General features: G+C 28.5%; 16 protein-coding genes and 1 pseudogene. 1 reads left to right on the forward strand and 16 read right to left on the reverse strand.

Going from position 1 to position 13,208, the window contains the following annotated elements:
- Positions 1-57 precede the first annotated feature (57 nt).
- The 5 genes and pseudogenes from J2Z25_RS18985 to J2Z25_RS10210 all read right to left on the reverse strand — a co-directional run.
- Positions 58-135 (reverse strand): annotated as a pseudogene (locus tag J2Z25_RS18985) (hypothetical protein); the annotation flags it as partial.
- A 256-nt stretch (positions 136-391) separates the two neighbouring features.
- Complete coding sequence (locus J2Z25_RS10195) at positions 392-589, reverse strand: hypothetical protein (protein WP_209740276.1); 198 nt, start codon at positions 587-589, stop codon at positions 392-394.
- A gap of 58 nt (positions 590-647) precedes the next feature.
- Positions 648-1,349: a response regulator transcription factor gene (locus J2Z25_RS10200; protein WP_209740278.1), complete on the reverse strand. Its 702-nt coding sequence runs from the start codon at positions 1,347-1,349 to the stop codon at positions 648-650.
- A gap of 139 nt (positions 1,350-1,488) precedes the next feature.
- Positions 1,489-1,860: a YkvA family protein gene (locus J2Z25_RS10205; RefSeq protein ID WP_209740280.1), complete on the reverse strand. Its 372-nt coding sequence runs from the start codon at positions 1,858-1,860 to the stop codon at positions 1,489-1,491.
- Positions 1,861-2,040: 180 nt separating this feature from the next.
- Entirely contained in the window at positions 2,041-2,535 is a 495-nt protein-coding gene (locus J2Z25_RS10210) for a deoxycytidylate deaminase (RefSeq protein WP_209740282.1), read from the reverse strand.
- A 444-nt stretch (positions 2,536-2,979) separates the two neighbouring features.
- Here J2Z25_RS10210 and J2Z25_RS10215 point away from each other — a divergent pair, with 444 nt between their 5' ends.
- Positions 2,980-3,609 carry a lysozyme inhibitor LprI family protein gene (locus tag J2Z25_RS10215; protein ID WP_209740284.1) on the forward strand — a complete coding sequence of 210 codons (630 nt, stop codon included), beginning with the start codon at positions 2,980-2,982 and terminating at the stop codon, positions 3,607-3,609.
- A gap of 120 nt (positions 3,610-3,729) precedes the next feature.
- Here J2Z25_RS10215 and J2Z25_RS10220 read toward each other — a convergent pair whose 3' ends face one another.
- Genes J2Z25_RS10220 through J2Z25_RS10270 form a run of 11 tightly spaced genes read right to left on the reverse strand, consistent with a single transcriptional unit; the run spans position 3,730 to position 12,790 of the window.
- Complete coding sequence (locus J2Z25_RS10220) at positions 3,730-4,524, reverse strand: acetyl-CoA carboxylase carboxyltransferase subunit alpha (RefSeq protein WP_209740285.1); 795 nt, start codon at positions 4,522-4,524, stop codon at positions 3,730-3,732.
- 2 nt (positions 4,525-4,526) lie between these two features.
- Positions 4,527-5,387, reverse strand: coding sequence for an acetyl-CoA carboxylase, carboxyltransferase subunit beta (gene accD / locus J2Z25_RS10225; protein WP_209740287.1), 861 nt, complete (start codon positions 5,385-5,387; stop codon positions 4,527-4,529).
- Positions 5,388-5,399: 12 nt separating this feature from the next.
- Positions 5,400-6,743, reverse strand: a complete 1,344-nt coding sequence (locus tag J2Z25_RS10230) for an acetyl-CoA carboxylase biotin carboxylase subunit (protein ID WP_008677486.1) — start codon at positions 6,741-6,743, stop codon at positions 5,400-5,402.
- Positions 6,744-6,758: 15 nt separating this feature from the next.
- On the reverse strand, positions 6,759-7,175 hold the full coding sequence (fabZ, locus tag J2Z25_RS10235) for a 3-hydroxyacyl-ACP dehydratase FabZ (RefSeq protein WP_209740289.1): 417 nt from the start codon (positions 7,173-7,175) through the stop codon (positions 6,759-6,761).
- A 9-nt stretch (positions 7,176-7,184) separates the two neighbouring features.
- Entirely contained in the window at positions 7,185-7,670 is a 486-nt protein-coding gene (gene accB, locus J2Z25_RS10240; protein WP_209740291.1) for an acetyl-CoA carboxylase biotin carboxyl carrier protein, read from the reverse strand.
- A gap of 2 nt (positions 7,671-7,672) precedes the next feature.
- Positions 7,673-8,914, reverse strand: a complete 1,242-nt coding sequence (fabF, locus tag J2Z25_RS10245) for a beta-ketoacyl-ACP synthase II (RefSeq protein ID WP_209740293.1) — start codon at positions 8,912-8,914, stop codon at positions 7,673-7,675.
- Positions 8,915-8,928: 14 nt separating this feature from the next.
- A complete protein-coding gene (gene fabG / locus J2Z25_RS10250; protein ID WP_209740295.1) occupies positions 8,929-9,672 on the reverse strand; it encodes a 3-oxoacyl-[acyl-carrier-protein] reductase in 744 nt (247 codons plus the stop codon).
- A complete protein-coding gene (gene fabD / locus J2Z25_RS10255) occupies positions 9,665-10,618 on the reverse strand; it encodes an ACP S-malonyltransferase (protein ID WP_209740296.1) in 954 nt (317 codons plus the stop codon). Before fabD ends, fabG begins: the two co-directional genes overlap by 8 nt.
- Before the next feature lie 12 nt (positions 10,619-10,630).
- Complete coding sequence (fabK, locus tag J2Z25_RS10260) at positions 10,631-11,557, reverse strand: enoyl-[acyl-carrier-protein] reductase FabK (protein WP_008677480.1); 927 nt, start codon at positions 11,555-11,557, stop codon at positions 10,631-10,633.
- A gap of 15 nt (positions 11,558-11,572) precedes the next feature.
- A complete protein-coding gene (gene acpP, locus J2Z25_RS10265; protein WP_209740298.1) occupies positions 11,573-11,800 on the reverse strand; it encodes an acyl carrier protein in 228 nt (75 codons plus the stop codon).
- 12 nt (positions 11,801-11,812) lie between these two features.
- Positions 11,813-12,790 (reverse strand): beta-ketoacyl-ACP synthase III, encoded by a 978-nt coding sequence (locus J2Z25_RS10270; RefSeq protein WP_008677478.1) that lies wholly within the window; start codon positions 12,788-12,790, stop codon positions 11,813-11,815.
- Positions 12,791-13,208 lie beyond the last annotated feature (418 nt).

The raw sequence follows: 13,208 nt of genomic DNA on the forward strand, positions 1-13,208 counted from the left end.
TTACTTAAATAATAACACTCAATTATTAATTTCAACTTTATAAAGTCTTAAGATTTCCTAAAAATTCTCTTCTCTTAAAATTTGTGCATATCCTGATATATTAGTTAATGATGTCTTTAATTCATGATTAATCTTTCTAAATACATTTTTTTCTTGCTAATCTTTTAATTTCAGTTTTTCACTCATATTGTCTAATGTATTTATAGTTACCCTATTTCATCTTTTGATGTTTTATTTATCTTTTGTGAATAATTTCCTATAGATACTTGAGAAATCTTATCTTTTAAAATTATGATTGATTTTATAATACCAGCTGATTAAAGGTATATTGAAATAAATATTAATAAAAAACAATGTTAATGTACTAGTTTTAACATTGTTTTTTATATCCCTATTTCTTCCCTTGACAATTTACTCTTTCAACAATAAATTTCATAACTTTATTATTAAAATCCTCTTTTAACATCTTCTCTTTTTCTAAATTATTTATTATTATATAATCTTCTAAATTTTCATCTAATGCTTTATAAATATTATACATATCTTTTGATATATAATCTTTAAAATTTTTATCAAAAAACTTGTCCATTATTAAATTAAATAATAATATTGATAAAATGAAAATAACCCCTAAAACTATCCTAACTTTACACCTTATTGTTAATATCTTTCTCCTTTAGCATGTAACCTACTCCAAAAATAGTTTCTATATTAAAGTTGTCTTTTAATTTTTTACGCAATCTTGTTATATGTACATCAACAGTTCTTGTATCACCTAAAAAATCATATCCCCAAACTAAATCTAATAATTGATTTCTTGAATGAACCTTGTTTGTATTTTTACAAAGAAATGTTAATAATTCAAATTCCTTAGGCTTTAATTGAATCTCTTCATTATTTACATGAACACTTCTGCAAGCTTCATTAATTACTATATTATCTACAAGTATTTCCTCTTGTTCTTTAGAAGTAATCAACTTTTTCATTTCTTCTCTTCTTCTTATAGCAACTCTAACTCTTGTTATAACTTCTCTTATATCAAATGGTTTCGTTATATAATCATCTGCTCCAAGCTCTAATCCCAATATCTTATCCATTATGTCAACTCTTGCTATAAGCATAATTATCGGAATATTATAGTCTGAAATATTTCTACAAACACTAAATCCATCTATATCATTTAACATTATGTCTAGTAATATTAGGTCTGGATTAAAATTCTTTATTTCATCTTTTACCTCTAATCCATTTGGATTTACTTTTACCTTATATCCTTCCTTCATTAAAGCAAATCTCAGTATTTCACTTATATCTCTGTCATCTTCTATAATTAATATACTCTCTCTCATATTTATCTCCCAAGCCTATTATTTAATTTTTATTATAAACTATAGTTGTTAATAATATTTGCTAAATTATTTCCAAATTGTAACCATTAAAAAAATTGTTTGAAACTTCATCTTTAGTAAGTTCATATATTAGTAAAATCTATTTAATACACCACTTATATACTATTAAGCCTATAACTATTAACCAACCAATAATTATAGGTATTCCATATCTCCAATTTTTTGGTTTTCCACTTTTCCATAGATATTCTGATTTTTCTTCGCATTCCTTCATAATATCCTCTGGTATAAGCTTTATTGATAAGTATATAAGTAGAGGTAAAATTATTAAATCATCTAAATATCCTAAAATAGGAATAAAATCTGGTATTAAATCAATTGGTGATAAAGCATATCCTACAGTAATTCCAGCAGATATTTTTGCAACTATTGGAGTATCCTTATGCTTATAAGCTAAATAAACAGCCTTTATTTTTAATTTTATCTTTCTAGAAAACTCTCTTAATCTCATTTTTTCCTCACTCTTTATTAATACATATATTATACAATTAATTCCAAGTAGAATAAAGAAAAAAGACGATTTCTTCATAATGTAGAAATCATCTTTTAATATATTTTTATACGCTTATATTATTAAATCAAATTTAGCTTTAATATATTTTTATAATACTATATTAATAAAATTCGCTAGCTAAATATCATTTATATCTAAAGAAATATTTATATTCTTATTTTTAGGCTCTAATATTCTCATCTTAACTCCTGATGCACTCAATAGTCTTTTAGAAGCTTTAACGTTATCTGAATCAAAGTATTTATCTGAAAGGTATACAACTTCTTTTATTCCAGCTTGTATTATTGCTTTTGCACATTCATTACATGGAAATAAAGCAACATAAATTTTAGCTCCATAAAGATTAGTTCCTCTACTATTTAAAATAGCATTTAATTCAGCATGTACTACATATGGATATTTTGTTTCTAATACATGACCTTCCCTGTTCCATGGAAATTCATCATCTGAGCATCCCCTTGGAAGTCCATTATACCCTTGGCTTAAAATTTTATTATCATTATCAACTATACAAGCTCCAACTTGAGTGCTAGGATCCTTACTTCTCTTTCCAGCTAATATTGCAACACCCATAAAATATTCATCCCAAGATATGTAATCATTTCTTTTCATTTGAATCCCCCCTAAGATAACTAGAATTAAAAACAAAAGTTTACGTTGTTTTATTCTATTAAATTTAGAATTTAAATAATAAAAAACATATTTTATTTAAAAATCCTCTAATACTTTTCATTCATTTAAATTCTACATTTTTAATTACTTTATGATATATATTTTAATTATAACATTAATTTTGAAATATTCTATATTATTTAATAAATACAAATCATATAAGATTTAATATATTAAAGCAATTTATATCCTAAATCAACTTGCAAATATATGGATAATATTAATATTAATGTTATAATGAAATTATGCCATTTATTAGAACTATTATATAAATTGAAACCATATCCTAATACTAAATAAATTTTCAAAATGAAAAACTAATTTTTATAGATTATTATTAAAATTAGAAAATATAATTAAAAATAAAGTAAAAGGAGATTATTAATGAAAGCTAAAAATATTTTATTTTTTACTATCATAACATTATTATTAATTACCTTGGTATCATGTTCAAAAAACAGTAAAAAAAGTGAAAGCTCTATAAATAAAATAAAAGAAAAAAATCAACAAATAAAGTCTGATGTAAATTATGTTAATAATGAGGATAATATAACTGCTACAGATTCATCTTCTTCATCAAATAAGGAAAACATAAATGACAATACTCAAGAAGCTAATCCAAGAAATCCAGCAACTAAAATAGAAGGAAGAAGAAAAGAATTTATAGAAAAATTAGATAATATCCAAAAAGAACTTGATTCCTTACCTGAAAAGAAGGATTCAGATGCTGGAATAACAAATGCTATGAGAAGTTTTTATGGAATTTCTTATGATATGTATGACAAAGCATTAAATGAGATTTATGCTTTACTAAAAGAGCAGTTATCACCAGAAACAATGCAAAACTTGCAAAGTGAACAAATTAAATGGATAGAGAAAAAGGAAGCTACAGCAACTAATGAAGCTGAAAAATATAAAGGTGGATCATTTGAATTTGTTGCATATAATTCATCTTTATACGAAACAACTAAAAATAGATCTTATGAGTTAGTTAATAGCTATATGACAGATTAAATTCATAAATCAAGGAGATGTGGTAGCCAAATTCATTAATTAAAACTTTCTGAATTTGGCTACTACATCTCCTTATATATTAAAAATACATTATAGTCATTTTATTAATATTAAATTGTTTTATTTAAACTTTCTAAATCTTAAATATCGTTCCTCTAAAAGCGTCTCTTTAGATTTATTATTTAATATTTTAAATTCATTTATTAGTTCTTCTTTTATAGAATTTGCAACTAACTCTATATTCTTATGAGCTCCCCCTCTTGGTTCATTTATTATCTTTTCAATTATACCTCTTTCTAAAAGCTCATATGATGTTATCCCCATAATTTCTGCAACATCCTTTGATTTTGATGGATCTTTTAAAAGTATAGAAGCAAATCCTTCTGGAGATAGTATAGAATAAACAGAGTTTTCAAGCATCCAAACTCTATCTCCACAAGCTAATGCTAAAGCTCCACCACTTCCACCTTCACCTATTATTATTGAAATTATAGGCACTTTTATTTGTGCTATTTCTATTAAGTTTCTTGCTATTGCTTCTCCTTGCCCTCTTTCTTCTGCTCCAACACCACAATATGCCCCTGATGTATTTATAAAACAAACAATAGGTCTATTAAACTTTTCAGCTTGCTTCATCAATCTTAGAGCTTTTCTATACCCTTCTGGATGAGGAGAGCCGAAATTTCTTTCCATATTTTCTTTTAAATCTTTACCTTTTTGAATCCCTATTATAGTAATTGGATTACCATTTAAAAGTCCAATTCCTCCTACTATGGATTTATCATCTTTAAAACATCTATCTCCATGTAATTCAAAAAAATTAGTAAATATTTTATCTATATAATCAAGTGTAGTTGGTCTTTCCACCATTCTTGCTATCACTAATCTGTCATATGCTTTGATTTTTTTATTCACAACTACACCTCCTTTTTCCTATGAAATTTTAGAAGAGTTGAAAGAGCTTTTTTTAAATCTTCTCTTTTTATAATATTATCTATAAATCCATTATCCAATAAAAATTCTGCACTTTGGAAATTTTCAGGCAATTTTTCTTTTATAGTTCCTTCTATTACTCTTCTTCCTGCAAAGCCTATTAATACCTTAGGCTCCGATAGTATAATATCTCCAAGCATAGCAAAACTTGCTGTAACTCCACCTGTTGTTGGATCTGTTAAAACCGTTATATAAAGAAGTCCTTCTTCACTATGTTTTGCAAGTGCACTACTTATCTTAGCCATTTGCATTAAAGAAAATATTCCTTCTTGCATTCTCGCTCCTCCAGAAGCTGTAAAAATTATAATAGGTAATTTTCTTTTCGTAGCTTCCTCTATTGCTAAAGTTATTTTTTCTCCTACTACAGTTCCCATACTTCCCATTAGAAAGTTTGAATCCATAACTGCAATGATTGTTCTATTTCCACCAATTTCGCATTCCCCAGTTACTACTGCTTCAGAGTTACCACTCTTTTCTTCATTAACCTTCAATTTTTCTTCGTAGTTTGGAAAATCCATTGGATTTTTTGATTTCATATATTTATTAAATTCTCTAAAAGTATCTTTATCACAAATATATGATAATCTTTCATAACTACCTAATCTAAAATAATGATTACAGTTTGAACATATATTAAGATTTTCTTCTAAGGACTTTTTATATAAAATTTTTCCACATTTACTGCATTTTATCCAAGTTCCATCAGGAACTATAGGTATATCTTTTTCATCTTCTTGTGGAGTTATGTTAATAACTCCGTATTGTCTCTTTTTAAAAATCCCCATAATTTTCACCAACTATAAATTATATTCTTTGCTTATAAAACTAGTATCAAAGTCCCCTAAGCGAAATTTCTCATTATTTAAAATATCTATTTGAAAATCTATATTATTATCAATACCTTCTATCACAAACTCATCTAGTGCTCTAAGCATTTTATTAATTGCTTCTTCTCTACTCTTACCATAAGCTATAAGCTTAGCTATCATTGAATCATATGTTGGAGGAATAGTATATCCTGAATAAACTGCTGTATCTACTCTGATTCCATTACCTCCAGGTAAATTTAAAAATTCAATTTTTCCTGGTGAAGGTATAAACCCTTTTCTAGGATTTTCAGCATTTATTCTGCATTCAATAGCATGCCCTTTTATTTCAACTTCATCTTGAGAAAAGCTTAAACATTCTCCACTTGCAATTTTTATTTGTTCTTTTACAATATCAATTGATGTTATCATTTCTGTTATTGGATGCTCTACTTGAATTCTTGTATTCATCTCCATAAAATAAAAATTACTATATTTATCTACTAAAAATTCTATTGTTCCTGCATTAAAATAATTTACTGCTTTAGCTGCATTAATTGCTGCTCTTCCCATTTCTATTCTTAAATCATCACTTAAAATTGATGATGGTGCTTCTTCTAATACCTTTTGATTTCTTCTTTGTATAGTACAATCTCTTTCCCCTAGATGAATAATATTTCCATGTTCGTCACCTAAGATTTGAAATTCTATATGCCTAGGATTTTCAATAAACTTTTCAATATATATTGTATCATCGCCAAAATTAACTTTAGCTTCTGATTTTGCAGTAAAGTAAGCATTTTCAAGTTCATCTTCTTTATGAACTATTCTAATTCCTTTACCGCCTCCCCCTAAAGCTGCTTTTATCATTACTGGATACCCTATTTCTTTAGCCTCTATATATGCCTCTTCAATACTTTTAACTATTCCATTGCTTCCAGGTATTACAGGAACATCGGCATTTTTCATAATTTCTCTAGCTCTAGCCTTATCTCCCATAATGCTTATAGTTTTACTACTTGGTCCTATAAATTTTATGTTACATTCTTCACAAATAGATGCAAATTCTGCATTTTCTGATAAGAATCCAAACCCTGGATGAATTGCATTGCATTTGGTTATTACTGCTGCACTAATAATATTGCTTTCATTTAAATATGAGTCCTTTGATTTAGGCTTTCCAACACAAATAGCTTCATCTGCAAGCTGAGTATGCATAGCATCTTTATCAGCTTCTGAGTAAATAGCTACTGTTTGTATTCCAAGCTCCTTGCAAGCTCTTATTATCCTTACCGCTATTTCTCCTCTGTTAGCTATTAATACCTTTCTAATCATAAAAACACCTCTTTACTATCCTACCATAAAGGTTAATTCTACTTCACAAACCTTTTTATCATTTACATATGCAATTCCTTTACCTATTCCTGCTGCTCCTCTTATTTTAGTAAGCTCTACCTCTAACCTTAATGTATCTCCAGGAACAACCTTTTTTCTAAACTTTGCATTATTTATTCCACCAAAGTACGCTATTTTACCTTTAAACTCATCTCTTTTTAAAAGTGCAACTGCTCCTGCTTGTGCAAGTGCTTCAACTATTAGCACTCCTGGCATAACTGGTTCTACTGGAAAGTGGCCTTGAAAAAAGTATTCATTCATTGTTACATTTTTTATTGCAACTATTTTATTATCCTCTAAACTCTCAACTCTATCTAATAATAGAAATGGGTATCTATGAGGGATTATTTCCATAATTTCTTTTATATCCAAATATTTCACCTACTTTATCTTAAATAATTCCATTCCAAACTCTACAATATCTTCATCGTTTCTTAAAACTTCTACTATTTCACAATCTTCTTCTGCTGTTATTTCATTCATTATTTTCATTGCTTCAACTATACAAAGAACTTCACCTTTTTTTACTTTAGAACCTATTTCTACATAAGGTTTTCCACCAGGTGTTCCAGATGAATAAAATGTTCCAACTAAAGGTGATTTAACTGATTTGAAACTATTATTTTTTATATCTTCTATATCAATAGATTCTTCTTTTATTTCAGCTTTATTATTTATTACTATTGCATTATTTTCAGCCTGACCTATTACCCCACCATTACTATTACTATCTTTTGATATTTCTTTGAAGCTTTCTTCATTTTTACTAAGCTTTAATTTAATACCATCACTTTCTAATTCAAATATTCTAAGAGAAGATGAATCTATTGACTTTATCAATTCTTTTATTTGTTCATAAGTTAACATTTCTATCTTCCCCTCCACTTTTTAAATATAACTGTTCCATTATGGCCACCAAACCCCAATGAATTTGATAATGCATAATCTATTTCTTCATTTTTTCCAACATTAGCAACTAAATTCAAATCACATTCTTCATCTGGATTTAAATAATTAATATTTGCTGGTATAAATCCATCTTCTAAAGCTTTTATTGAAATTATTGCTTCAACTGCTCCAGCAGCTCCAAGTAAATGTCCTGTCATAGACTTTGTTGAACTTACATAAACATCTTTTGCTAAATCTTTAAAGGCTTTCTTTATTGCTAAAGTTTCTACCTTATCATTTATCTCTGTGGATGTACCATGAGCATTTATATATCCAATTTCATTTGCTAATATATTTGCATCATTCATTGCATCTCTCATTGATCTATAAGCTCCATCTCCATCAAGAGTTGGTGAAGTTATGTGATAAGCATCACAAGTTGTTCCATATCCTACAACTTCTCCATAAATCTTTGCGCCTCTTTTAAGAGCACTTTCTAATTCCTCTAAAATTAATGCTCCTGCTCCTTCTCCCATTACAAAACCATTTCTATCTTTATCGAATGGTATAGAAGCTCTGTTTGGATCCTCACTTTTACTAAGCGCAGTCAAAGCTTGAAATCCTGCAATACCAAACTCATTAATTGATGCCTCTGCACCACCAACTATTGCTCTATCTAAATATCCATCTTTTATACTTCTATAAGCTTCACCAATGCAATGAGTTGAAGTTGCACATGCTGTAGTAACACTTAAACATGATCCTAAAAGTCCAAACTCTATTGCTATACTTCCAGCTGCAATATTAGATATTGATGTTGGAATTGTTAATGGTGAAACTCTATTTGGTCCCTTTTCTACTAAAGTTCTTATTTGATTTTCTATAGTAATAAGTCCACCAATACCTGAACCAAATATTACTCCAAATCTTTCTCTATCTACTTTATCTAAATCTATGTTACTATCTTTCATACACTCTTTTGCTGCAACTAATGCTAATTGTGTATATCTATCTAGTCTTTTAGCATCTTTTTTTCCTAAATAATCCTCTGCTTTAAAGTCTTTTACTTCTGCTGCTACCTTAACTTTAAAATCTGTTGTATCAAAAAATGTTATTTTATCTATCCCATTTTTTCCTTCTTTAACAGCATTCCAAAAACTATCTATTGAATTTCCAATTGGTGTTATAGCTCCTAAGCCTGTAACTACTACTCTTCTCTTCATAAACTACTCTCCTTTTAAAGCATAACCATTCCACCATCTACATTTATTACTTGACCAGTAATATAGTTTGATAAATTAGATGATAAGAATAAAACTAAATTAGCTATTTCTTTAGGCTCTCCTATTTTTTTCATAGGAATTGTCTTTATTACTTCTTCTTTTACTCTATCTGGTAAAACACTTGTCATATCTGTATTTATATATCCAGGAGCAATAACATTAACATTTATATTTCTAGCTGCAAGCTCTCTTGCTACTGATTTTGAAAATCCTATTACACCAGCTTTAGATGCAGCATAATTGCATTGACCTGCATTTCCAGCTACTCCAACAACAGAAGATATATTTATTATCTTTCCGTATCTTTGCTTAACCATAATAGATGAAACTGCTTTAGTTGTATTGAAAGTCCCTTTCAAATTTACATCTATAACATCATCAAAATCTTTTCCACTCATTCTTATAATTAATCCATCTTTAGTAATTCCCGCATTGTTAACTAAGATATCTATACTTTCAAATTTATCCTTTACTTCTTTTATAAAGTTAATTACTTCTTCTTCATTACTTACATCACATTTGCATGCTACTACTTTAACGCCAAAGCTCTTTAATTCTTCTATTAAACTTTCTACTTCTTCATTATATTTTCTATAGTTTATAGCAATATTAGCTCCATTTTGTGCTAATGTCCTTGCTATTTCTCTACCTATACCTCTAGTTCCACCTGTAACTATTGCATTTTTATCCTTAACCATTTAAAATTTCTATCCCTTCTAATGTTTTATTTAAAGATTTCATATCTTCAACATTATAAATATTTACTTTTAAGCCTTTCTCTCTACTTATTTCCTTGATAAAGCTACTTAACACTCTACCTGGTCCAAATTCAATAAATGTATCAACACCCATATTAAGCATTTTTTCTATACTTTTACTCCATTTAACAGATGATTTTATTTGACTAAAAAGTAATTCTTCTATATCAGATTTATTATCTATAAACTCCGCTGTAACATTAGATATTATTTTTGTACTAGGGTTATTAAATTCTATGTTTTTAAGTTCTTCTTTGAGCTTTATTGATGCTTTTTCTAACAAGGATGTATGAAAAGGTCCAGATACTTTTAATTCAATAGCTCTTTTGGCTCCATATTCCAAACATAGTTCTTTAGCTTTTTCTACTGCTTCTTTTTCTCCACCAATTACAATTTGATTATTAGTGTTATAATTAGCAATTTCTACTATTCCCTTATCTCTAGAATTTTCTATAGCTACCTTTATTTTTTCTATAGGTAATCCTATTATGGCAGCCATAGATCCAACTCCAATAGGAACTGCTTCTTGCATATATCTTCCTCTTTTTTTCACTAAAGCAACTGCTTCTTCAAAACTTAAAGCATTTGCACATACTAAAGCTGAATACTCCCCAAGACTTAGTCCTGCAACAACATCCGCTTTAATACCTCTTTCTTCAAGTGCTTCTTTTGCTGCAATTGAAGTTATCAAAATAGCTGGTTGCGTATTTTCTGTAATATCTAAGTCTTCTTTATTTCCATTAAATATTAGTTCTTTTATATCAAAACTCAATATATCATTTGCTTTATCAAAAATCTCTTTACATCTTGGAATATGTTCATATAAATCTTTTCCCATTCCTATATATTGAGATCCTTGACCTGCAAAAACAAAAGCTGTTTTCATACTTCCTCCTCTTTAAAGGCTCTTTCTTATATTTTCATATTCATTAAACATTTCTTCTATAATTTCCTTAGCACTTTGCTTTTTTGTAATCATCCCTGAAATTTGACCTGCCATAAGAGATCCATTTTCTATATCTCCATCTTTTACAGCTTTTCTCAGTGCTCCTCTACCTAATTCCTCTAACTCTTCTATAGAAGCATTTTTACCTTCTAGATTTAAATACTCCCTTGCAAGCTTATTCTTTATAACTTGAACTGGATGACCTGTAACTCTACCAGTTACAACAGTATCTATATCTTTTGACTTAACTACAGCATCCTTATAATTCTCGTGAATACTACATTCGTTAGCAACTAGAAACCTTGTTCCAACTTGAACTCCACTTGCTCCTAATATAAAGGCTGCTCCTATGCCTCTTCCATCTCCTATTCCACCTGCTGCTATAACTGGAATATTTACTGCATCTACAACTTGAGGAAGTAAAACCATAGTAGTTAACTTACCAATATGTCCCCCTGCTTCACAGCCTTCTGCTATAACAGCATCTGCTCCAGCTCTTTCCATTCTCTTTGCTAATGCAACTGATGCAACAACAGGAATAACCCGAACTCCAGCTTCCTTCCATCTTGCAATATACTTTCCTGGATTTCCAGCTCCAGTTGTAACAACTTTTACCCCTTCTTCAATTACAATTTTTGCTATCTCATCTGCATTTTCAGAAAGTAACATTATATTAATACCAAAAGGTTTATCAGTTAGTTCTTTTGTCTTTCTAATTTCTTCTCTTATAAAACTTGCAGGAGCATTTGCTCCTGCTATTATTCCAAGTCCACCTGCATTAGAAACTGCAGCTGCTAAAGAACTATCTGAAACCCATGCCATCCCCCCTTGAAAAATAGGGTATTTAATATTTAACAATTTGCAAATATTATTGTTCATGAGATTTCCTCCACTCTATTTTTCTATAACATTTTCTATATATCTTACTGCATCTCCCACAGTTTTAATATTTTCAACATTATCAACTTTTACGTTAAATGCATCTTCAATATCCATTACAACTTGAAATAAATCAAGTGAATCTGCACCTAAATCTTCAATGAAGTTAGTTTCTAATTTTACCTCATCTTCATTAACACCTAATTGTTCTACTACTATGTCCTTAATCTTTTCAAATACCATTTTAAAATCCTCCTAAAATTTAATTAATGTTCCTGCCCAGGTTAATCCTCCACCAAAGGCAGCTAAAATTATTTTATCTCCTCTTTTTATAAGACCTTTTTCAAACATTTCACTTAAAGCCACTGGAATACTTGCTGACGAAGTATTTCCATACTTATCTAGATTAATATAAAACTTATCCTTATCTACTTTTAATCTTCTTGCAGCATCATCAATTATTCTTGAATTAGCTTGATGAGGAACTATATATTTTATATTTTTTATATCCTCATTTGATTTTTCTAACAATTCATTAACTATTTGAGGTATTATTGATACTGCAAATTTATAAACCTCAGCACCTTTCATTTCTATATATCTTTTTTCTAACTTTTTATCTTTTGCAAAAGGTGTATTTAACTCTAATTCACCTGCAACTAAACTCTTTTCCCCAAGGCTTCCATCAGATGAAAAACATGTACTTATAATTCCTTCTTCATCATTTGATATTTCAATCACTGCTGCTCCAGCTCCATCTCCAAATAATACACAAGTACTTCTATCGCTCCAATCTATTATTCTAGATAAAACTTCCGATCCAATTACTAATGCTCGTTTTTTATCAGTGCCTCTAATTAAACTAGATGCAACTATCAAAGAATAAACAAACCCAGAGCATGCTGCTGATATATCAAATGCAGCTGCATTATTACATCCTAATAGTCCTTGAACACTGCAAGCTGTAGATGGCATAATTTTATCTGGTGAAGTAGTAGCTACAACAATTAAATCTATATCATCTTTATCACAATTACTATTTTTCAAAGCGGATAACGCTGCTTTATATGCTAGTTCAACTGTGCCTTCTCCACTAGATATTCTTCTTTCTTTTATTCCGGTTCTTTTTACTATCCATTCGTCTGTAGTTTCAACTATGCTTTCTAAATCCTTATTACTTACTATATTATCTGGACAATAATGACCAAATCCAACTACTTTTACCCCTTTCATTTAACGCCTCTTTCTAAAAATTCAACTTTCAAGTTATATTTAACTCAAATATCAAATATTTTTATTATCAAAATATTATTTTATATTAAGTTATTATTGAATATGTAGATGTAACTTTAACTTCTACATATTCAATCAATTACTTCAATGTCATATCTATTCTATAAATAAATAAAAATACAGAAATATCGACAAAATTCCTACTCTCAAATATTTTGACTATCAAAGTAATATCATCATGATAATACCATTTTTTTAATTTGTCAACATTCGTAATATTTTTTTAATTATAAATTTAAAATATAATAAGATTTTCTTATATTTAATTTTATATTTTCCATATCAAAGCATAATAAATTTCTTCATTTCGTGATTTTCACATTTTCTTATTTTATTTTCCAAAATATAATCAGTATCT

Source organism: Clostridium tertium (genome assembly GCF_017873245.1).
In the GTDB taxonomy this organism is placed as follows: domain Bacteria; phylum Bacillota; class Clostridia; order Clostridiales; family Clostridiaceae; genus Clostridium; species Clostridium tertium.